The sequence below is a fragment of the Vreelandella populi genome (assembly GCF_003989825.1).
Lineage (GTDB): Bacteria > Pseudomonadota > Gammaproteobacteria > Pseudomonadales > Halomonadaceae > Vreelandella > Vreelandella populi.
Genome location: NZ_RZHE01000015.1, coordinates 92555 through 114383 on the forward strand (window position 1 = coordinate 92555; position 21829 = coordinate 114383).

22 protein-coding genes are annotated in these 21829 nt (G+C 57.7%); 9 read left to right on the plus strand and 13 right to left on the minus strand.

Annotation, left to right across the window (positions count from 1 at the left end; genetic code table 11):
• Window position 1: 1 nt before the first annotated feature.
• From ELY25_RS15055 to ELY25_RS15065, 3 genes are read left to right on the plus strand one after another with little or no spacing between them, the layout of a single operon-like run.
• The gene (locus ELY25_RS15055; RefSeq protein WP_126952085.1) at window positions 2–1336 is read left to right on the plus strand and encodes a TRAP transporter large permease; all 1335 of its coding nucleotides are present in this window, start codon (window positions 2–4) and stop codon (window positions 1334–1336) included.
• 11 nt (window positions 1337–1347) lie between these two features.
• Window positions 1348–2700 carry a malonyl-CoA decarboxylase gene (locus ELY25_RS15060; protein ID WP_126952086.1) on the plus strand — a complete coding sequence of 451 codons (1353 nt, stop codon included), beginning with the start codon at window positions 1348–1350 and terminating at the stop codon, window positions 2698–2700.
• Window positions 2697–4220, plus strand: a complete 1524-nt coding sequence (locus ELY25_RS15065) for a malonate--CoA ligase (RefSeq protein ID WP_126952087.1) — start codon at window positions 2697–2699, stop codon at window positions 4218–4220. The genes ELY25_RS15060 and ELY25_RS15065 overlap by 4 nt, the downstream gene beginning before the upstream one ends.
• Before the next feature lie 11 nt (window positions 4221–4231).
• Here the strand turns inward: ELY25_RS15065 and ELY25_RS15070 are convergent, their stop codons facing one another.
• Window positions 4232–4852, minus strand: a complete 621-nt coding sequence (locus ELY25_RS15070; protein ID WP_126952088.1) for a cyclodeaminase/cyclohydrolase family protein — start codon at window positions 4850–4852, stop codon at window positions 4232–4234.
• A 379-nt stretch (window positions 4853–5231) separates the two neighbouring features.
• On the opposite strand from ELY25_RS15070, the gene ELY25_RS15075 reads away from it, so the two are divergent.
• The 6 genes from ELY25_RS15075 to ELY25_RS15100 all read left to right on the plus strand — a co-directional run bounded on the left by ELY25_RS15075 (window position 5232) and on the right by ELY25_RS15100 (window position 9583).
• Window positions 5232–5687 (plus strand): DUF2170 family protein, encoded by a 456-nt coding sequence (locus ELY25_RS15075; protein WP_126952089.1) that lies wholly within the window; start codon window positions 5232–5234, stop codon window positions 5685–5687.
• 25 nt (window positions 5688–5712) lie between these two features.
• Window positions 5713–6408 carry a PspA/IM30 family protein gene (locus ELY25_RS15080; RefSeq protein ID WP_126952090.1) on the plus strand — a complete coding sequence of 232 codons (696 nt, stop codon included), beginning with the start codon at window positions 5713–5715 and terminating at the stop codon, window positions 6406–6408.
• 102 nt (window positions 6409–6510) lie between these two features.
• Window positions 6511–7236 (plus strand): DUF2491 family protein, encoded by a 726-nt coding sequence (locus ELY25_RS15085; protein ID WP_126952091.1) that lies wholly within the window; start codon window positions 6511–6513, stop codon window positions 7234–7236.
• A 125-nt stretch (window positions 7237–7361) separates the two neighbouring features.
• Window positions 7362–7772, plus strand: a complete 411-nt coding sequence (locus tag ELY25_RS15090) for a DUF350 domain-containing protein (protein WP_126952092.1) — start codon at window positions 7362–7364, stop codon at window positions 7770–7772.
• An 11-nt stretch (window positions 7773–7783) separates the two neighbouring features.
• On the plus strand, window positions 7784–8398 hold the full coding sequence (locus ELY25_RS15095) for a DUF1190 domain-containing protein (RefSeq protein WP_126952093.1): 615 nt from the start codon (window positions 7784–7786) through the stop codon (window positions 8396–8398).
• An 18-nt stretch (window positions 8399–8416) separates the two neighbouring features.
• Complete coding sequence (locus ELY25_RS15100) at window positions 8417–9583, plus strand: glutathionylspermidine synthase family protein (protein ID WP_126952094.1); 1167 nt, start codon at window positions 8417–8419, stop codon at window positions 9581–9583.
• Window positions 9584–9608: 25 nt separating this feature from the next.
• On the opposite strand, the gene ELY25_RS15105 is transcribed toward ELY25_RS15100, so the two are convergent.
• The 12 genes from ELY25_RS15105 to ELY25_RS15160 form a co-directional block, all read right to left on the minus strand.
• Window positions 9609–10541 (minus strand): hypothetical protein, encoded by a 933-nt coding sequence (locus ELY25_RS15105; protein WP_126952095.1) that lies wholly within the window; start codon window positions 10539–10541, stop codon window positions 9609–9611.
• A gap of 520 nt (window positions 10542–11061) precedes the next feature.
• Complete coding sequence (locus tag ELY25_RS15110; RefSeq protein WP_126952096.1) at window positions 11062–12267, minus strand: molybdopterin molybdotransferase MoeA; 1206 nt, start codon at window positions 12265–12267, stop codon at window positions 11062–11064.
• Window positions 12260–12778: a molybdenum cofactor biosynthesis protein B gene (gene moaB / locus ELY25_RS15115; RefSeq protein ID WP_126952097.1), complete on the minus strand. Its 519-nt coding sequence runs from the start codon at window positions 12776–12778 to the stop codon at window positions 12260–12262. The genes ELY25_RS15110 and moaB overlap by 8 nt, the downstream gene beginning before the upstream one ends.
• Before the next feature lie 4 nt (window positions 12779–12782).
• Complete coding sequence (locus ELY25_RS15120; protein ID WP_126952098.1) at window positions 12783–13109, minus strand: DUF1244 domain-containing protein; 327 nt, start codon at window positions 13107–13109, stop codon at window positions 12783–12785.
• Between the two features lie 87 nt (window positions 13110–13196).
• On the minus strand, window positions 13197–14297 hold the full coding sequence (locus ELY25_RS15125; RefSeq protein ID WP_126952099.1) for a formate dehydrogenase subunit gamma: 1101 nt from the start codon (window positions 14295–14297) through the stop codon (window positions 13197–13199).
• 11 nt (window positions 14298–14308) lie between these two features.
• Entirely contained in the window at window positions 14309–14923 is a 615-nt protein-coding gene (gene fdh3B, locus ELY25_RS15130) for a formate dehydrogenase FDH3 subunit beta (RefSeq protein ID WP_106375145.1), read from the minus strand.
• Window positions 14924–14987: 64 nt separating this feature from the next.
• On the minus strand, window positions 14988–17840 hold the full coding sequence (locus ELY25_RS15135; protein ID WP_126952100.1) for a molybdopterin-dependent oxidoreductase: 2853 nt from the start codon (window positions 17838–17840) through the stop codon (window positions 14988–14990).
• 24 nt (window positions 17841–17864) lie between these two features.
• A complete protein-coding gene (locus tag ELY25_RS15140; protein ID WP_126952101.1) occupies window positions 17865–18068 on the minus strand; it encodes a twin-arginine translocation signal domain-containing protein in 204 nt (67 codons plus the stop codon).
• Between the two features lie 68 nt (window positions 18069–18136).
• Window positions 18137–18751 (minus strand): TorD/DmsD family molecular chaperone, encoded by a 615-nt coding sequence (locus tag ELY25_RS15145; protein ID WP_126952102.1) that lies wholly within the window; start codon window positions 18749–18751, stop codon window positions 18137–18139.
• A gap of 5 nt (window positions 18752–18756) precedes the next feature.
• The gene (locus tag ELY25_RS15150; RefSeq protein WP_126952103.1) at window positions 18757–20490 is read right to left on the minus strand and encodes a 4Fe-4S binding protein; all 1734 of its coding nucleotides are present in this window, start codon (window positions 20488–20490) and stop codon (window positions 18757–18759) included.
• A gap of 172 nt (window positions 20491–20662) precedes the next feature.
• The gene (locus ELY25_RS15155) at window positions 20663–21331 is read right to left on the minus strand and encodes a DUF3306 domain-containing protein (protein ID WP_126952104.1); all 669 of its coding nucleotides are present in this window, start codon (window positions 21329–21331) and stop codon (window positions 20663–20665) included.
• Window positions 21328–21768 (minus strand): DUF3305 domain-containing protein, encoded by a 441-nt coding sequence (locus ELY25_RS15160; protein WP_126952105.1) that lies wholly within the window; start codon window positions 21766–21768, stop codon window positions 21328–21330. The genes ELY25_RS15155 and ELY25_RS15160 overlap by 4 nt, the downstream gene beginning before the upstream one ends.
• Window positions 21769–21829 lie beyond the last annotated feature (61 nt).

Sequence of the window (21829 nt, forward strand, 5' to 3'; positions counted from 1 at the left end):
CATGGATCCGATTACCTTAGGCATTATTGTAGCCATCGCGCTGATTGCGCTCATGGCCATCGGTACCCCTATCGCTTTCGCGCTGGGCGGTGTGTCGCTACTGGCGTTACTTTATGATCGCGGGCTTTCCGAACTCACCTACTTTGGCGAAACGTTTTTTGACCGCATTGCGGAATTTGGCTTTGTGGCTATTCCAATGTTCATTTTGATGGGCGCAGCGGTAGCGTCATCGCCCACCGGACGCGACCTTTATCGCTCGCTCGACTTATGGATGGGCCGCTTACCCGGTGGTCTGGCGGTCTCCAATATCGGTGCTTGCTCCATCTTTGCCGCACTTTCCGGGTCGTCACCGGCCACCTGTGCCGCGATTGGTAAAATGGGCATTCCTGAAATGCGCGTGCGCGGCTACCCCGATGGCGTGGCGGCGGGGTGTATTGCCGCGGGTGGTACGTTGGGCATTCTGATCCCTCCGTCGGTCACCATGATTATTTACGGTATCTCCACCGAGACCTCTATCGGTCGACTATTTATTGCAGGCGTGGTGCCGGGCTTTATGCTGGCGGGGCTGTTCATGATATGGACGATGATCGCCTGCAAAATGGCCGGTGGTTATAACAACCCGTTGGCAGAGTCTGCCGAGCGCCTGAAGCAAACGGTTAAATACAACGTTGATAGCAACTTGAAGGCATTAGTGCGCGTTCTGCCTTTTCTAGGCGTGGTGGCGGGCATTTTATTCGCGCTTTACGGCGGGGTAGCGACACCCTCGGAAGCGGCTGGCGTAGGCGCCTTCTTGTGTCTCGCGCTGGCCATTCTTATCTATCGCATGTGGCAGCTGGGCCCGATCAAACTGATCATGCGCGACTCGCTACGCGAAAGCGTGATGATCATGCTGGTCATCGCTACCGCCGAAGTATTCGCCTACGCGCTCTCCTCGATGTTTATTACCCAGACGGTGGCCGCCGTCATTGCTGACCTTGAGGTCAACCGCTGGGTGTTGATGGGGATCATTAACCTCTTTCTGCTGGTAGCCGGTTTCTTTCTGCCGCCTGTGGCCGTGATCGTGATGACCGCACCGATTCTACTGCCCATTATCATTGCCGCCGATTTTGACCCTTACTGGTTCGCCGTGATCCTGACCATCAACCTGGAGATCGGACTGATCACGCCACCCGTGGGGCTAAACCTGTTCATTATCAAAGGGATCGCGCCGGATATCTCGCTGCGCGACATCCTGATGGGCAGCCTGCCCTACGCGCTATGCATGGTCTTGGGCATCTTGTTGCTGTGTCTCTTCCCAGGTATCGCGCTGTGGTTACCTAACTTGATAATGGGTTAAGGAGCTGGTCCATGAACATGATGTTTTTGCAGGAGATTTTTAACAATATCACCCAGCGTGATGCACTATTACGGCGCCGTAACCCGGAGGCGCTGACGCCGGATCATGAGCATCTGGTGAGCGCCTGTCAGGCGCTTTTAGCCAGCGACGGCGAAGCCTCCAGCATTGCTCTCGCAAGCCGGGCGCTGGCGATCTACCAACGCTTATCATCCGCTGAAAAAGCCAGCTTTTTTGCGCGCCTGGCGAGTGATTTTGCCGCTGATGCCACGCAAATTGATGAAGCCTATACAGCGTATTCTGAAGCCCGCGACAATTACACCTTACAGGCTCTGTTTGAGGCCTGTGAGCCGCGCCGCCAGGAGCTTTTTCGGCGCTTGAACCTAGCCCGGGACGGTACTTATGAGCTGGTCAAGATGCGTGAGGATCTGCTGGGACTGCTGCGTGAGCAGCCCGATCTCGAGCCGATTGATGACGACTTCGCACACCTTTTCGGCTCCTGGTTTAACCGCGGTTTTTTAATGCTTAAAAGGATCGACTGGAACACCCCTGCATCGGTGCTTGAGAAGATCATCCGCTATGAAGCGGTGCATGAGATTCAGGATTGGAATGACCTGCGCCGACGACTGGATGCCCGCGACCGGCGCTGCTTTGCGTTCTTTCATCCAGCGATTGGCGACGAGCCGCTGATCTTTGTCGAAGTGGCCCTGCATAAAGGCTTGCCGAGTCGCATTCAGCCGATTTTAATGGGCGAAGAAAACGGCGATGACCCCGAAGACGACGATACGGCCGCTTTCTTTGGAATCAGCAACTGCCAAACCGGCCTGCGTGGCATTTCGTTTGGTAACTTTCTCATCAAGCAGGTGGTACAGGAGCTTTCACAGGAACTCCCTCAGCTCAAATACTTCGTGACGCTATCGCCGGTACCCGGGTTTGCCCAGTGGCTCACCGAGCAGCGCGAGGATGAGCAGTGGCCGGAAACCCTGCGTAACACGTTGGGTGAGCTTGAAACGCCCGACTGGCACCACGATGCCGTGCGCGAAGAACGCCTGAAAACAATTATTCGCCCCCTGGCCGCCCGCTATCTGGTGGAAGCCAAAAATGCCAAAGGCTTGCCTCTCAACCCCGTCGCCCGCTTTCACCTGGGCAACGGTGCCGAACTGCATCGCATTAACTGGCTGGGCGATATCTCGTCAAAAGGCGTTAAACAAGCGGCGGGGCTGATGGTCAACTATTTGTATGTGCTTGATGACATTGAGCGTAATCACGAAAACTATACCGCCAAGGGTACCGTTGCCTGCTCAAATGAAGTGCGTGACCTTGCTCGTCGCGCCCGCAAGCTGGCCAAGGGAGAAACCGCCAAATGAACCATAACCTGTTTGAAACCTTTGCCGCCAAGATGCGTGAGCGCGCTGACGCCAATTTCATCACCACCCGTGAAGGCCGCTATTACACATATAAGGATGCATTACGTATCAGTGCCGAATTGGCCGGCGCGCTTACCGACCTGGGCGTAACACAAGGTGCACGTGTCGCCGTACAGGTGGATAAAAGCCCTGAGGCGATCCTGCTTTATCTGGCCTGCTTACGCATCGGCAGCGTCTATCTGCCATTGAACACCGGCTATACCGGCGATGAAATACGCTACTTTTTAAACGACGCCGAACCCGCTCTGTTTGTTTGCCAACCCAAGCTAGAAGATGAAGCGCAAGCACTTGCCGCTGAAACCGGCTGCCCGGCAGTGGCTACGCTCGGTACTGCCGATGACGGTAGCTTGATGGAAAAATCCCGCCACGTAACGCCCTGTGAGGAGATCGCCACCCTGGGTGAAAACGATCTGGCAGCTATTTTATATACCTCTGGTACCACTGGGCGCTCTAAAGGCGCCATGCTGACCCACTCTAATCTGGCCTCCAACGCTGAAACGCTGATGAAGGTGTGGCACTTTAGCGCCAATGATCGCCTGATCCACGCGTTGCCCATTTTTCACACCCACGGGCTGTTTGTTGCCTGCAATGTGATCTTGATGTCGGGCGCCAGCATGCTGTTTCTGCCCAGGTTTGATGCCGATGTGATCTTCTCGGAGCTGCCCAAGGGCAGCGTGCTGATGGGTGTGCCCACGTTCTATACCCGGCTGGTCCAGGATGAGCGTTTGACGCCGGAGGTGACGGCCCATATGCGACTGTTTATCTCCGGCTCGGCTCCATTAACGTCTGAAACTCATGAAGCGTTTGCAGCCAAGACCGGCCATGCGATTCTCGAGCGCTACGGCATGACCGAAACCAATATGAATATCTCCAACCCCTATCAGGGGGAGCGCCGGGCGGGCACCGTAGGAATGCCACTGCCCGGTGTGGATATCCGGATTATCGACCGAGAATCAGGCACAGAAGTCGCCGAAGGCGACATCGGCATTCTTCAGGTCCGTGGGCCTAACGTCTTTATCGGCTATTGGCGGATGCCCGAGAAAACCCGTGAAGAGTTACTCGATGACGGTTTTTTCATCACCGGCGATTTGGCGATGCGCGACGCCCAGGGCTATGTCCATATTGTAGGGCGTGACAAGGATCTGGTGATTTCCGGGGGGTACAACGTCTATCCCAAAGAAGTGGAGCAGATTATTGACGAGCTTGAGCAGGTTGAGGAGTCTGCGGTGATTGGCTTGCCCCACCCGGATCTTGGCGAAGGCGTGACCGCTGTCGTTGTTCTCAAGCAAGACAGCCATGTGGATGAAGCGGCCATTATCGGCCACTTGCAGCAGCGCCTGGCCAAGTACAAACAGCCCAAGCAAGTCTTTTTTGTGGAGGAGCTGCCGCGCAATACCATGGGCAAGGTGCAGAAAAACGAATTGCGTAAGCGATTTGCTGATACATATCGTTCAGCCTAAACCCACTTCACCTATTGCGACATTCGAGCCACTAACAACGCCGCCTGCTGCTTGAGCTCATCGTGAGCCTCTTGAGCGCGGCGTTTTTCTTCTTCGCTGCCGAGCGAATCCATATTGGCCACCACGTTGAGCAGTACGCTACGCAGCGCCGCGGCTAGCAGCTCGCCCCCGGCCTGTGTGTCACTGGCAAACTGCTTTTCACTATAGGCGCTGGCACGCTCGCCCAGGTTTAATGCCGCCTGGCACAGCCGTGCCGTTTGTAGTGGCACGTCCACCGCCGTGGTGGCCGCTGCTTGAACCGCAGTGCGCCGGGCCGCCTTGTGCTTATCATCATGCTGGGGCATTTGTAACGCGGCCATCAGCTCTTCAAATGCCGTAACGTCTTTATCCGCCAGAGGGGCCAACTGGTGCTTTAGGCTTTCGCCCTCTTTGATCAACGCAGCCCTCGCCTCACTTGCCTCATGCTGTTGGCTTAAATGCAGGCCTTTGAGTATCAGCGCCAACCCCATGCTTGCGACCACACTTGCAGCACTGCCACACCCCGGCATCGGCTGGTGGGCAAGCGAATCGCGAAAGCAGGTAAGGTCTTGTTGCCATACCGGGGCTGAATGCGCTGTTCTGGTGTTCTTCATGAAGATTCACTCCGTTGACTTTGCTTCCCTGGTATCGAACTCGTGCTCGCCCAGCGGGTCTTATGGCTGGGCATGCTCTACGATTAACGTCATATTGTGAAAAGTGCTGTCGCTAGTATGGCTTACGTTGGCATGTCCTGCGTGACGACTACATGCGTTGAGACACATGCATTAACAAAGCGCGTTAGTACGACACTGAATCGCACGTCGTGGTAGCGTATCGGCTAGGTTATTAAATCGTTACCGAACATGGCGCATTTTTCGACATTTTTTTATACGTAGCCCACTGTTTTTGAATGGCAATGAGTCGTACTTCGCTAGAAGGTTATTTAGCGCCAGTGCTAAACTAAACTTCACTTTGCATAAGGAGCTTGCTGCTTTGACTACACAACATGAAACGGGCGCCCTCTCGGCGGCCGAACTTTACCGCATTATTACCGATACCCCGTCGCAACAAGATACCGACGGCCTTGAATGGCCAGATGCCAATGTCAGCCTGGATGAAGCCAACCAGACGCTTATCTGGGAGCTTCACGACTACGGCAATTTAACCCTGACGTTGTCGCGTAGTGACAACGAGTGGATTGCAATGACCGCTATTACCGACGTAGAGAGCGTGTCTAACCCGACGGAGCTTAACGAGGTTCTGCTGCGCCAGGGCCTGGCGCTTCCCTTGGCCTCAGTGGGTATTGTGACGATTGATGAGCGCGATTTTTACGTGGCCTATGGCCAGCTGTTTGGCGACTCAAAACTGGCCTCCATCTGTGCCGAACTGCACGCAACGGCAAGCGCTGCAATGGAAGTGGCGGGTTTAATTCAAGAACACTTTTCTTAATACGCTTTTTTCAGGAGCAACACCTATGTTAAGTAAAATCATGACTGCATTACGCGGTAAAGCCAATGAAACCGGCCAGGCGGTCGTTGATTCACAGGCACTGCGTATTCTGGATCAGGAAATTCGTGATTCCGAGCATCACCTCAAACAATCCAAGACGGAACTGGCGCGCTTGATGGGCCAGCGCCAGTTGAACAGTAATAAAGCCGATACCTTGGAAGGCAAGATCAGCGAGCTTGAGAAAAGCGCTGAAGCCGCCCTGGATAAAGGCGAAGAAGCCCTTGCCGTGGAAGTCGCCGAGCGTATGGTGGCCATGCAGGACGAACTCGACGCCGAGCGTAATATTGTCAGCGAGTACGACGCCAGCATTGAAAATCTGCGTGGTGCCATTCGTAACACCGAAAACCAGTTGCGCCAGCTCAAGCAGCAGGTAAGCGTGGTGAAGGCGACTGAATCTGCACAAAAGGCCCAGTCTGCCGTGGCAGCGCGCCATTCTGGACAAAATAGCGCCATGGGCAGTGCCATGGAGTCGCTTGAGCGCATTCGCGAGCGCCAACAGCTCAACTCCGCCCAGATGCAGGCCGCCGAACAGATGGCTGCCGAAGAGAGCGGCTCTTCTCTGGATTCACGCCTTAAAGCAGCAGGCATCGGCGCAAATGAACGCAAGGCCGAAGATGTGCTGGCCCGCCTGAAAGCCAAGAAAAACACTCCGCAAGCATAAATAAAATAGTGCCCGTCGACCGGCGGGCCTGCGCTTTACTGGGCCAATTTTATCGATTAACAGATATCATGCCCTACCCGCTGTCCTTCGGAGACCTATCGAATGCTTAAGACATTAAAGGCACTGTTTGGCACACCCAATGAGGCGACGAACGCCCAGGCACAAAGCGCATCCGCCTTTAGCGCTGGCCTGCCCATCGGGATGTCGCAAGAAGATTTCGAAGGTCTACGACTCGATGGCCGCGTCAAAATTCAGCTGTCTGAGTTAAGTGCTTATCCCGATACGCTTTTTGGCTGGGATAGTGACACTTTTCATCACATTGCGGCCGTTGGTCATATTGACCTAGACCAAGGCGCTCATCTGGTGCGCTTTTATCTGGATAACGATACGTGGCTACAGGCCAATGTCGAAAACCAGCGCGTGGTTGAATACAAGCTGTTTGATTTCTATCGCGTCACCCATTTATCCGATGGGGAGTTTGATGCGTTGATCAACCCAGATGACAAGAAAGCGGGCGAACTCGGCGCCCAGACCATCACCGTTGAAGCTACTGACACAAGCGGGCGCGAATGTCAGTATCAGCGCGTATGGGGCGATGAGGCGAGCCTCTGGTCGCCGCCTGTGCTACTTGAAGAACAGGTAATGACCACGGAAAGTGTCATGACCCGCAGTGTTACCCATCACGCCATGCTCTACGAGCGCTCTATTGAAGGCTCTGAGCGTATGGAATACGTGCTGTTAAATGCCGAAAATGACGGCGAAGGCGGCTTCATGCTGATCCAGAACCTGGGGGTTGATGTTACCTCCGTGGACATTGATGCTATTTAAACAGCGCCAGCCATCTACACTGTTTATCAGGCGTTTTACGCAGCGTTTCAGACACGGATTGACACAAGGGCGCTAGGCAGCGCTTTAACGACAACGTTTATTCTCAACCAAGGAAGATCCTACACATGCAGTATTTACAAGGCCTCCCCCACTTCTTAGGCTATCTGATTGGCGCGCTGGTGCTCCTGATCGCGTTCATGTACTGCTATAGCCGCATTACGCCCCACAATGAGTGGACGCTGATTCGTGAAGGTAATGTCGCGGCCGCCACCGCCTATGCCGGTTCGATTCTGGGTTTCACCCTGCCGCTTTACAGCGCCATGGCTAATTCGGTGAGTTTTATCGACTTTATCCTATGGGGCATCATCGCGTTCGGCGTTCAGCTAGGCGCCTTTTTCGGTCTGAAAATGGTGCTGAAAAACCAAGGTGAAAGCCTGTCACTGCATATTACCGAAGGCCATGTGGCGTACGGCATTCTGGTCGGTAGCGTATCCATCGCGGTCGGCCTGATTAACGCAGCCAGCATGACGTGGTAAGGAGTTCATCAATGGCAAATCACGATCAGACCCCCCACCTCCCCCGCCGCAAGCGTAGCGCTCGCCTGTCATTAGCGATGATGGGGGCTAGCGCCTTCGGTCTTACCGCCTGTGGCCAGCCGGAACAAACTACTGATGTGAGCTTCGACAGCCCGCGCAGCTATCAGAGCGTGGATGAGTGTGTGGCAGCAGATGTGTATACCCAGAGCGCGTGCGAAGAGGCCTACGAAGCGTCGGTTAAAGAAGTACCGCGCTTTAATACCCTTGAAGCTTGTGAAGCCGAACACGGTGAAGGGGCCTGCGTTGCACCGACCGAGGAGCAATCTCAGGCGGCGACAGGTAGCAGCAGCGGCAGTTGGTTCATGCCTGCGATGATGGGCTATATGGTGGGCAACATGATGTCGCGTTCAAGCAGCGGTGCCGCTAGCCGTGGCGTCTACCAAGAGCCGGTGTATCGCAACCGTCAGAACCAAGGCAACTGGAATACGGCGACCAACCAGGCCAGCCAGCGTGTCAATCAGCGTCAACAGACCATGCGCACCTCGGCGATGCAGAACCGTCAGGCGGCCACGCAGCGCAGCGGCTTCGGTTCACGCTCCTCTGCCCGCGGTGGCTGGGGTTCTTGATCAGCACTGGATACCTGAATGCTTAGAATCGACGTCGCCGAGCGCCCCAACTGGAAAACCCTGGCTCACGAGCTAGGGTTTCATTTTCATACCATTGAAGGCGAGCCTTACTGGAAGGAAAGTGCTTACTATCAGTTTACGCTTGAACAGGTAGAGCGGGATATCGAAGCGCCCACCGAAGAGCTTCATGAAATGTGCATGGAGCTTGTCGACCGGGTCTGCCACTCCAATGCATTGATGCAACGCCTGGCCCTGCCCGAGTTCATGTGGGACACCATTCATGACTCGTGGGTGTCCGGCCAGCCGCACCTTTACGGGCGCATGGATTTTGCCTATTCAGGCCAGGGCCATGCCAAGCTGCTTGAGCTTAACTACGATACGCCTACCTCACTGTATGAAGCGGGCTTCTTTCAGTGGGTATGGCTTGAGCAGGCAATTGAGCAGGGCATCATCCCGCGCCGTGCCGATCAATATAATTCCATCCAAGAGCGTCTGATCAACGCAATGGCGCATATCGATGACCGCCTCGATGGCGCCGCGCTCTATTTCTCCTGCATCAAAAATAACCTGGAGGAGCGGGCCACCGTTCACTATCTGCAGGATGTGGCCGTTCAGTCCGGTTTGAAAGCGCCGTTTATCTATATGGAAGATATCGGCTGCCGTGCGGATAGCGACTATTTTGTCGACCTGGATAATCAGCCGATCAAGGCGCTGTTTAAACTCTACCCCTGGGAGGAGCTTGCCGACGATGGCTTTGGCGAACATATCCCTCAGTTGAATACCCACTGGTTCGAGCCACCGTGGAAAGCCATTCTCTCTAACAAGGGCATTCTGCCGCTGCTCTGGGAGCACTTTAAAGGCCATCCCAATCTTTTGCCCGCCCACTTTGAAGAGCGCAATCCTGAGCCGCTTTCCCCAGGCTGGGTACGCAAGCCGTTCTTTTCGCGCGAAGGCAGCAACATCGAGCTGTTAACGCCAGACGGTCAGCGCGAGGCGGTAGACGGCCCCTATACCGATAGCCCATGGATTCGTCAGGCCTATCAGCCCATGCCACGCTTTGGCGAGCATCATGCCCTGATTGGCAGCTGGGTAGTGGGTGATCGTGCGTGCGGCATAGGCGTGCGCGAGGACGTAGGACGGATTACCAAGGACTCCTCCTGCTTTGTACCACACGCCATTGTCTAACGGTCAGGAGAACGCGGCAGGTGGCTTATGCCGCGTTGGCACTCTCGGCGACAAACTGCCCCGGACGTTCAAACAGCTGCTGCATGAAAATGCCACGCGTGACGTCTGGCTCATGGGCCGTTGTGAAGTGGCGCGCGCCTACCCAATGAAGAGGCGCCCCAAGTGATGTCTCCTCAGGTACGCCATTAGCGGTTAGCTGAAGCAGCACATCGTCGCTTTCGGTTGGGTGCCAGTGTGTTAACAGCTCAAAAGGTGCCTCTTGAGAGGTTCGCATTGCCAGAATACCAGTGCTGGGCTGCCCATAAAGCTCGATTATCTGGGCGACGCCGTTAGCCAGCAACGTTTGATACGTCTGTTTATCCAGCGGGGTCGTCGTGACGGCGGTAATATTGGCGGGTAACGATGGCAATCGCTCGGCCAGTTGGCCCCAGCGATCACTGCTGGTCACCACGATATCGCCCGCATTAAGTTTCCAAAGCGCATTGGCATGGTCAAACAACGAACGCGTTTTAAAACCTGCTTCCTGGGGCAGTAGCGCGCCCAGCATAAACCCGGATACGGTTTGAAGCGGCAGCCAGCTTACCAGCGTACGGTTGGTCATTAGCGGCGTGTCAAATAGCCCCTTGAGTGCCGAAACCTCTTGAGCCAGCGTCTCGGCGCGGTGCCTATACGAGCGCTGCAGCTGATGATTAAAAGCCCCTGAAGAGATCGTATCGAACACGTTGAGGTGACGAATGCAGGCCGCTTCACTCAACGCCTTGGCCCACTCCTCCAGCGTAATGGAGGCATCGGTCAAAAGCGCGCCGTCGGCTAAGCCAAAAAAGTGCTGAACGGCTTGGCTAAGGCCGCTACGCTCGGGTGTACCTGCCGAGGGCAGCATATCGGTATGGGCTGGACAATGGTGCGATGCAATATCACGCAGCACATTTAATAACGCAGTGGGGGTAAGAGATAACATGCTGCATCCTCAGCAAAAGATCGTCAGTTCCGTTGGCGCTGAGGTTACGTTCTTGTACCAGTTTTGTCAAAAAAATAACGACAAACATAAAATTTAAGAATAAAAAATATTTTTTTATTTTTCATGATCTTATATCAATTACTCATGAAAAAATAAAAATAGCCACTCTATAATTAACCAACGTTAAATTTAGAGTCTGTATAAAGAATTTAATAAAACTTCAGCTGCTGTTAATACAAACATTAGCTAGCATTTATGAAATCATTGTTACGCTAGCCCAACGCGAATATTGACCGCGCCGGCTTCAACAGAAAGTGCACATTAAGCTTCAGGATAGCGTGTGCGATATCCCCATAGCCTACTTAAGGCGCCCTCAAGGCGCCGTTTGTAGTCTATTAGCAGAAGAATGGTGCCCAAACGGCTGCCTTAACTGTGGTGTTATTTATGCCGAGGGAATATTGCCCCCGTATGGGGTTGCCTTTAAGCAACAGTCGCTGCTGCTTTTACTTGATGCCCGCCTTTAGCCCGCAAGCCATAAGCAGTTGATAACATCGCCCTGCACTACCTGATGGTGAGGCGGAATCACCGCCAGCGCATCAGCTTTGATACACGAGGAGAGCACGGCGGAGTTCTGGTCGGCAAAAGCGCTCGCGGTAATACCCTTGGGCGTGAATTCAAGCGCCACGCGCATATAATGCTGGCGCGGCCCGGTCGAGGTGGCAAAATCCGCTGTAACCGAAAGCGCCGGCAGCTCTACAAGCGTCGGGCAGCCTAGCAGCACGCCCATCAGCGGGCGCAGGAACAGCCAGGCGCCCACAAACCCGGATACAGGATTCCCCGGCAGGCCGACAAAACGCGCCTGACTGCCATCGGCACGCGGCAGCCGGCCAAGTGCCAGGGGTTTGCCGGGGCGGATGGCGAGTTTCCACATATCCAGCTGACCAAGCGCTTCGAGCGCTGCCTTGACGTGATCCTCTTCCCCTACGCTGACACCGCCTGTACTGACGACCACATCCGCCTCGTTGGCCGCCTGTTCAAGCAGCGCCCGAGTCTGGTTGGCGTCATCCGGCACGCTGATCAGGCGAACCACCTCGGCACCGAAGTTCTCCAGCAGCCGCTTGAGCATCGGGCGGTTGGAGTTGTAGAGCTGGCCCGGCTTTAACGGTGTGCCCGGTTCGATGATTTCATCGCCGGTGGAAAGCAACGCGACGCGTGGCCGGCGGCGCACACTGACCTGGGTAACCCCTTGCCCGGCCAGATGGCCAAGGGCGGCGGCCTCCAGGCGCTCGCCTGCCGCCAGCAGCCGCTCCCCCTTGCGCACATCGCGCCCCATCAGGCGAATATTGTCCCCCTCAGGAATATCCTCGGGCAGGTGCGCCGTGTCGCCCTCAAGGGTTACCCGTTCCTGCATCACCACGCAGTCAGCCCCCGGGGGAATCTCCCCGCCGGTAAAGATGCGTGCACAGGTGCCTGCCTCAAGAGGCCGCGCGGGGCTGCCGGCGGCAATCCGCTGGCTGACCGGCAGGCGCTTGCCCGCATCAAAAGCTCTCAGGGCGTAGCCGTCCATGGCGCTGTTATCGAACGGCGGCACGTTGAGGGTGGCCAGCACGTCTTCGGCCAGCACCCGCCCCGCCGCGTCTTCCAGGGGTACTCGCTCAGCCTCGAGCGGGCCTACGTTTTGCAGGAGCGCCTCGAGCGCGGTTTCGATCGGCTGTAGCTCAGCCATGCTGACCTCGTCCGGGAATCACCAGGTTGGCGAAGTTGCACGGCTTATGACGGCTATCCAGCTGCTCGGCCAGAATGCCGTCCCAGCCGGTGCGGCAGGCGCCGGTGGAACCCGGCAGGCAGAACACTACCGTGGCGTTGGCAAGCCCACCCAGGCAGCGGCTTTGAATGGTGGAACTGCCGATCTCATCGCCGCTCAGGCGGCGAAAGTGTTCGCCAAACCCTTCGATGTGCTTGTCCAGCAGTACAGACACCGCTTCCGGAGTGGAGTCTCGCCCGGTAAAGCCGGTACCGCCGGTGGTAATTACCACCTGCACGGCCGGGTCGGCGATCCAGCCAGCCACCACCGCGCGGATACGATACACATCGTCGGGCACAATACGTTTTTCAGCCAACTGGTGACCAGCATCGGTCAGCCGCTCGACGAGGGTTTGCCCGCTGCGATCGGTCTCTTCGGTGCGGGTATCCGAGATGGTGAGAACCGCTATGTTCAAAGGCTCCATGGATTCCATGCGCCTACTCCTGGTTCTGTTTCTTGGCCTGGCGCGCCTCGAGGGCGGCCAGCTGTTCTGGGGTCGCCTTTGCCTGGTGGTTCGCTTTCCATTCGCTATAGGGCATGCCGTAGACGTACTCGCGGGCGGCCTCCAACTCCAGCGAGTCACCGCGCTCTTCAGCGGCACTGACCATCCATTTGGAAAGGCAGTTACGGCAGAAGTCCGCCAGAATCATCAGGTCGATGTTCTGCACGTCCTTGTTGTCGTCCAGATGGCGCAGCAGACGACGAAAGGCGGCGGCTTCAAGCTCGGTACGGGTGGTCTGATCCAATTCGTTAAATGCTGACATTGGCGTTGCTCTCATAAAAATTGATGTAGGACCAGCATAACAAAAGACACCGCCAAATGGCGGTGTCTCGGGTGCTGCGGGTGCTTCTCAGCTGGTTCGCGTGGCCGATGGCCCGGCGCTTGTGCCAGATGACTTGCGCGCGGCAACCTCTTCCTCAGGGATTGTCTGATCCTTGACCTCTTCGTACCACAGATTGTGGTGCTCCTTGGCCCATGTTTCATCGACGTAGCCGGTGGTCATGGCTTCCAATGCACCTTCAGTGCCCAGCGTACCGATATAGATATGCCCCAGAGAAATCGCGGTGATACCCAGTGCGCCGACGGCATGGATGACGTTGGCCCACTGCATGGTGTCGCGGCTTTGGTCAAAGTTGGGGAAATCGAGCACGAAGCCGCTGGCCACGACTAGCAAGCCTACGCTTGCCAGTATCCAGTACCAGGCTTTCTCGCCACCGTTGGCAAAGCCTGCATCCACGTGCTTCTTGCCAATCATGCCGCCGCCTTTCTTGATCCACTCCCAGTCGTGCCACTTGGGAATATTCTCCTTGATCAGACTTACCAGCATGATCACCAGCAGCACGCCAAAGATGGGCCCCATGTAATTGTGCAAAAGCTTCGAGGCAGCAATCATCCATGCCCAGACGGCGTCGCCAAACAGGGTGCGGAACACGAATTTGCCGAACAGCAGATTCAGACCTGTCAGCGCCAGCGCCAGAAACAGCGTGGCCACGGTCCAGTGAAGCGCGCGCATCATCAGCGACCAGCGCAGTATCAAGCGCCCCGTGCGCGGCGCTTCAAGATCCTTGCGCCCTACAATCAGGTAAAATAGCGTAATCAGCGCGGCGGTGGCACCTATCGCGATCAGGCCAAACGGGGAGACCCAACGGTTTCGGATGTGCCGCCAGGTTTCACCGCTTGAATTGATCAGGTTGTAGTTGCTGTCGTGACGCGAATCACGGTAGTTGGGGCCGGTTTCGCCACTGCGCACTTGCCGCCACTGATCGGCGGTAATACCCGGCGCGGCGGTAGTCATTTCGCGGTCAGGGTCTGCCTGGGCCACGGCTACCTGGGCGAAGGCCAAGCTAAGCGCCAGCACAAGTGCCACCGCGATAAACCGCCAGATGCCAAGGGCAAGCCCCTTACCTGAGCGCGGCACCGCTGCGGGCGCCTGTGCAGTCAACAGGTTCATGACACGCCTCCTTACCCTTTCTGGGCAGCATCGTAGGCTAGGTTGTCAGTACTGGCCTGCGGATTGTTGGACCAGGCGCCATCTTTATGACCGCGCTGAACGACCCGCTGGCGGAAGATGTCGGCCACGTCCTGGGCATCACCGGCCAGCAGCGCCTTGGTGGAGCACATCTCGGCGCAGAGCGGCAGTTTGCCTTCAGCAATCCGGTTGGCGCCGTATTTTTCGTACTCTTCTTCCTTGCTTTCAGCGGGGCCGCCGGCGCAGAAGGTGCATTTGTCCATCTTGCCGCGTTCGCCAAAGGCGCTGGTCTGCGGGAACTGCGGCGCGCCGAAGGGGCAGGCGTAAAGGCAGTAGCCGCAGCCGATGCACAGGTCTTTATCGTGCAGCACGATCCCATCATCGGTCTTGTGGAAGCAGTCGGTCGGGCAGACCGCCATGCAAGGCGCGTCATCGCAGTGCATGCAGGCGACCGAGATCGACATTTCGCTGGCTTCGCCGTCGTTCAGGGTGACGACCCGGCGCCGCTGAATGCCCCAAGGCACTTCGTTGGCGTTCTTACAGGCGGTGACGCAGCCGTTGCACTCGATGCAGCGCTCGGCGTCACACATAAATTTCATTTGAGCCATGGTGTTCTCCTCTTGCCAGGGCGGGTTGCTACCCGCCCTGGCTTAATATCTGGTAGACCGGGACCTAAGCGCGCTCGATGCGGCAAATGGTGCACTTGGTCTCTTGCATCAGCGTGACCGGGTCATAGCCGTAGGTGGTCGCGGTGTTGGCCGACTCGCCGATAACGTAGGGGTCAGAGCCTGCCGGGTAACGGTCGCGCAGGCTTTCGCCCTGGAACATGCCGCCAAAGTGGAACGGCATGAAGGCGACCTTGCGGTCCACCCGCGGCGTGACCAGCGCTTTTACCTTCACGCGGCCGCCTTCGGCACCTTCCACCCACACCTGATCGCCGTCCTTCACGCCCAGGTCATTGGCATCGGCCGGGTTGATCTCGACGAACATCTCCTGCTGAAGCTCGGCCAGCCACGACATGGAGCGGGTCTCTTCGCCGCCGCCTTCGTACTCGACCAAGCGGCCCGAGGTCAGGATGATCGGGTAGTCGGCGCTGTTGTCGCGATCCTGGATCGACTTGTAGAGCGTCGGCAGGCGCATGATGGAGTCGAAGTCATTCCAGGTCGGGAAGCGCTCGACCAGATCGCGCCGCGTGGTGTAAAGCGGCTCGCGGTGCTTGGGCACTTCATCGGGGAAGGTCCAGACCACTGCACGCGCCTTGGCGTTACCGTAAGGCGCACAGCCATGGGCAATGGCGACCCGCTGAATACCGCCAGAGAAGTCGGTTTTCCAGTTCTTGCCTTCCGCGGCCTGCTTCTCTTCGGCGGTCAGGTCGTCCCACCAGCCCAGATCCTTGAGCAGCTGGTCGGTGAACTCGGGGTAACCGTCGTCGATATCGCTCTCGACAGGGGCGGAGCCCTCGGCCAGCAGGTTGACGCCGTCACGCTCGATACCAAAGCGCGCCCGGAAGCCCATGCCACCTTCCATGACGGGAATGCTGGTGTCATACAGGTTAGGCGAGCCTGGGTGCTTGAGCTCAGGTGTTCCCCAGCACGGCCACGGCAGGCCATAGTAGTCGCCATCGGCGGGGCCGCCTTCAGCGCGCAGGTTCTCGAAGCTGAAGGTGTGCCAGTTTTTCTGGTGCTCTTTCAGGCGCTCCGGGCTCTGGCCGGTGTAGCCAACAGTCCACATGCCGCGGTTGATTTCACGCAGCACGTCTTCGATTACCGGGCGGTTGCCGTCCATCGCGTAGTTCTTCACGAACTGCTCGCCAAAGCCCAGCTTGTTCGCGAACAGGTACATGATTTCATGGTCAGGCTTGGACTCGAACAACGGCTCGATCACCTGGTCGCGCCACTGAATGGAACGGTTGGTGGAGGTTACACTACCCGTGGTCTCGAACTGGGTCGCGGCGGGCAGCAGGTACACGCCATCGGTGCGGTCGTGCATGACCGATGCCACGGTGGGATAAGGGTCAACGATGACCATCATCTCAAGCTTCTGCATGGCCTTTTGCATTTCAGTACCGCGGGTTTGCGAGTTGACCGCATGGCCCCAGTAGAACATGGCCTTCAGCGCGGTACGCTGGGAGATGTTTTCATCTTCTTCAAGCACCCCATCCACCCAGCGCGATACCGTGATACCGCTGGTATACATGGGCTTGCCGTCGGCGTATTCAGTATCGTCGAAACGCTCCTGTAGCCACGCATAACCCACGCCCCAGACGTCGGCCCAGTGCTGCCACGCGCCTTCGGCAAGACCGTAGTAGCCGGGCAGGGAGTCACAGCCAAGCCCCAGGTCGGTCGCGCCCTGCACGTTATCGTGGCCGCGCAGAATGTTGGCGCCACCGCCGGATTTGCCGATATTACCCAGCGCCAGCTCTAGAATGCAGTAGGCACGGGTGTTGTTGTTGCCGGTAGTGTGCTGGGTACCGCCCATGCACCACACCACGCAGCCTGGGCGGTTGTCGGCAAGGCGCTTGGCCACATCGAACATTTCCGCTTCGGGCACACCGGTAATATCTTCAACGACGCTGGGCGGGAACTGCTCAACTTCCTTGCGCACTTCGTCCATGCCGTAAACGCGCTGGCTGATGTATTCGCTATCTTCCCAGCCGTTTGCAAAGATGTGCCACAAAAGACCCCAGATGTAGGCAACATCGGTGCCGGGGCGCAGGCGCACGTACTTGTTGGCTTTCGCCGCCGTGCGGGTAAAGCGCGGGTCGGCCACGATGATGTCGCAGTTATTACGCTCCTTGGCGATCAAAAAGTGCTGCATCGCTACCGGGTGCGCTTCGCTGGGGTTGGAGCCGATAAACAGCATTGACTTGCAGTTATGCATATCGTTGAGCGAGTTGGTCATCGCTCCATAACCCCAGGTGTTGGCCACGCCCGCAACAGTTGTTGAGTGGCAGATACGCGCCTGGTGGTCAGTGTTGTTGGTGCCCCACATGGAGGAGAGCTTGCGCATCAGGTACGCCTGCTCGTTGCTGAACTTGGCCGAGCCCAGCCAGTAGACACTGTCGGGGCCGTAACTTTCACGCAGTTCCAGAAGCTTGTCGCCAATTTCATTGACCGCTTCTTCCCAGCCCATGCGCTGCCATTCACCCGCGACCAGCTTCATCGGGTATTTCAGGCGGCGGGTGGAGTGGCCGTGCTCGCGCAGCGACGCGCCCTTGGCGCAGTGCGAGCCACGGTTGATCGGGTGGTCAAAGGCAGGCTCCTGCTTGGTCCAGATACCTTCCTGAACTTCGGCATAAACGCCGCAACCCACCGAGCAGTGCGAGCAAATGGTGCGCTTGGTTTCAACTGGCGAGTCCAGCACCGGTGTTTTTTCCGCGGACTCGGCGCGCTGCATCATGGGCGCGCCGATAAAACCGGCTGCGGCCACGCCGCCAACCGTAGCACCGCTGCGTTTCATGAACTGACGACGCGAGATTCCAAGCCCCGGGGCTTTAGGCGTATCAGATTTGCGTGTAAGGCGCATGGCTATTCTCCTGGCGTTTAGCCGTCAGTCACGCAGCGAGGCGTAGTAAGCGCGAATATGGTCGGTTTCATGGTAGTTCTTGGTCTGTGGAGCAGGCTCTGCTGGCTTCGGCGTGTCCGCCTGGGTAAGCGTGGCGTGGCCAATTGCCGCCCCCGCGCCTGCGACAGCGGCGCCAAGACCCACTTTTTTCATAAACCGACGGCGTTCGGGATTGTGAGACGTTTGCATGGGGAAATCCTCTTTCCTGCTTGTGTTATTCGGCCTAAAGGCTCTGTTTCGGCTGGCGGCCATGGCGCCTAAGGCGCCATGATACGCACGGGGCGATAGGCGGCTTGCGCCTCCACACTCGCCCGCTCACTGTCGATAAACGCACTGCCCAACTGACCGATGGCGGCATAAAAGGCGCTTTCCAGCTTGCCCATATCCGCAAAGCAGCGGCCTGCCCAGGGTGCGATATGCTGACGGAAAAAATCGATCTGTTCGTCGCGCTGGGCGGTGATCAGCATCGCCATGACTTCACACACGGCGGCCAGGTGATCTTCGGGCTCGTGTACCGCGTCACGGCGCTCGAATCCTAAAAGGCGCAGGTCCCGACGCAGCGCTACCAGCGCGCTGTCCATCAGCTCACCGTTCAGATAAAAAGAGGCGTAGGGCACGATATCGCCCTGAATGACGCCTACCAGATGATTGAAATGCGCCCGGGACAGCGCCTCTGGCGTGCTGGTGCGCGCCGCCTGAATCAGCGCCGACCAGCATTCGGCAAGCTGGCTGCCATCGGCGTCACTCTCAAGCGTCGTCAGCCACTCAAGCTGCTCGGCATCCGGCGGCTGGCGAATCAGGCTGGCCAGCAGCTGGTAGATATCCGCGCGGATGGCATCCATCTCGCTTAGCGGGCCCTTTGCATCATTCATAGCCATTACACCTTGAGTTGTGCATTGGGGTCACGGGCCATAGTCAGCCAGACATCCTTCACCCGACAGTCCTCGCACATTTCCAGACGCGCCAGCGCCTCACCGGCAAAATAGGGGTGATTGGCGAGCTTCTGCTTCATCATGGCCACCGTACTGACAGTGGCAAACGGCTTGGCGCAGCGGATGCACTCAAACGGCGCTTCCTCATGACAGACATGGCGCTCAAGGCGCTCGGGCGAGGCCAGAAAACCGGGCACCAGGGTAATCGCGTCTTCCGGACATGCCTGCTCGCAAAGACCGCACTGCACGCAGTCTGCCTCGCGAAAGCTGAGCGACGGCGAGTCGCTGCCAGCTGCCAGCGCAGGCGTCGGGCAGGTGCTGACGCAGGCAAGGCAGAGCGTGCAGGCGTTGCTGTCGACATTCAGCCCGCCATAGGCCGCACCCGGCGTTACGCCATGGCGCTGGCCGCTCGGCTGGCCCAGTGCTGCGAGACACTCAAGCACCTGATTGAGCCGGGTACGCTTGTCCGGCTCGCTTAAGGCAAGCAAGGTATCGGTCAGCGGCATCAGGCGCGGTAGAGCATCGCGGGCCGCCTGCTCGCCGGGAGCTATTAACTGGATGCGCTCGGGATCGTGACCCAGTGCTTCCAGCAAGCGCTGCGCCTGAGCCAGCTGATCGCTCAGAAACGCGCTTAGCCGGGGCGGCGCCGCTTCATGCAGCTGAATTCTTACCTCTGCCGCGCCGCTTGCAAGTGCCGTCAGCCACTGGTCGTGGCCTGCAGCACCCAGTTCTTCCAGAGGCGCATCCAGCACGTGGCCTGCCGTTACCACGCCCGCACGCTTTTCAGCTTCCAGGGTGTCATGGGTCACGAAGCGCATTACCGGCTGCGTGCCGCCGGCATCGCGGTAGGCGGCAAGCCAGGTGGCCAGCGTATCCTGCTGGCGGCGGGTTTCCGGCAAGCGGAACTCGATCGCGCCCGTCGGGCAGGCGCTGGTACAGCTGCCCACGCCCTGGCACAGAAACGGATCAATCTCGATTCTGGATTCAATGCGCCCCTGATAGCTGGTAATCGCATCGGCAGGACACACGTCCAGACAGCGCGTGCAGCCAATATTGCCACTGGAGGAGTGGGCGCAGAGGTCGCTGTTGACCTGAAAGTAGCGCGGTTTGTCGAACTCGCCTACGAGTTCAACGGCGCGCTCCAGCACGCTTTCAAGCGGCTCGCCGGCCGCTGATGGCTGCGCGCTCCACTTCAGATAGCCCGGCGGCGGCAGCTCCCAGCGGCAAACGTCACTGGCAGGTCCGGCGCCCGTCATGTCGAGTACCACATCAAAATGCTCGCGGGCAATCAGCGCGCGGGCCAGGTTGAGCGGTGCATCGCTGGCAGGCTGAAGACTTACCGCAAACGCTCCCAAATAACCGGTAATCTGCAGCTGTTGGCACTGTTCAGACGTTAGGGGGTGTTGCACAGCAGGCTCGCTGCCGCCCGTGAGGGGCGAAAGCGACGCTTGTGTATCGGTTGCCAGTAGCGTGATTGAGGCCAGCCCGCGCCCCTGAAGGGCACGAGCGGCATCATGCGTGGCTTGCGCGCTGCCCAACAGCAGAATATGTCCGCGGCTATGGTAGGTCACATTGGCTGGCGTCAGATTAGCGGGCCACGAGATACGCTGGCGCACAGCTTCTCGGGCGGCGGCATTACACTGGTCGTCAACTGACGCCAGGGGTATTTTTTGATTCATGCATTCTCACGGTCAAGAGGTCATGCTTTTATGATGTGCTTTATATTTTATGGTGCTTAATCTTTTATAGATAACTGCCTAAGCATATGGGCATACGGGAGTTTACACCATTATGCTGTTGGTCCGATGATCCAACGCCACAGGGTCTCTCCGCCACGCGTTCATTAATGTCTTAGCGTTTCTTGAGGCGGGCGTTTTCAGCGTTTGCCGACTCATCCGAGGCACTCTGCCCACCAGCCCTTTCTATAGTTTCGGCCGTTTCGATAGTTTCTAAAGTTTTAGCTTTTTCTATAGTGGCGGCTCTTTCTATAGCCTTCGCTGGCTGTGTGCAAGTATTTGTATCGTCCTGGGACTCATTGGGCACGACTGCCGATTCGCGCGTCTCGTCACAATCCGATGACTCCAGTACCTCTTCTGCCTTATGCGTCCAACGCCGCAGCTTGTCCGCAAGCCCCTCGGCCATGGGCTTGAGTTGCTGGCGATAATCCGCGTCGTAGTCGTCCAGGCCGTCTCTGACGTTGTAGTTGCCGGTCGCCCATAGCCGCTTCAGTGCCCGCCGACGTAGCGCTGCACTCACTCCTGACGCCATAAAGATACTGAAGTCGCTACCAGCGGGCAGAAGATCGGGGTCGGGCAGGCTATCATCCAAGCTACCCGGAGCCGGTACTTCAGGTTCAGTTGGATCTGGCGGCGGGTCAGCTGCGGGTACTGCCTGGGCGTCTTCTTCATGAACCTGCGTTTCGGCACCTCGCGTCTGGGCCTCATCAGCCTCCGGTTGTGAGGAGGCCCTACTACTCTCCACGCCGCGCTTGAGCTGCGACCAGCGCTCCCAACGGCTCATTGGGGCGGTTCCTGGCTAGGCGTTGGCTGCGCCCGCCCAGCACCTTTACGCTTTTTCTTACGCCCTTGTTCCGGCGCCTCACCATGCCGCGCCAGATAATTTTCAATCCAGACCTGAATAGCCACCGGCATGGCGGTTTCCAGGACCTGCTGCTCGCCGTCAAGCCAGCCTGCGGCCACATCCTGGCTTGCCGAAATGGCATCAGGCTTTGGCGCCTGCCCGGTGAAGCCAGCACGCACGAACAGCCTGGGCGAGGTAGAGCTCAGGTTGAAGCGATAAGCGGCACGCTCGGTCATGGTAAGCTGGAGCCCCAGCACATGCTCACCCTGATCTCCCGGCGTCAGCTGGGCAATTCGCCATTGAGTGAGCGTAAACCCTTTCATTTGTTTGGGTTCAGCGGCTAGTGTCACGCTGAGCGTACGTAGATTGTCATGCATGGAGTGAACACCTTGAACGGGTAGACAAGTAAGCCTCTTGGGCGCCATCATCGTCAACCTA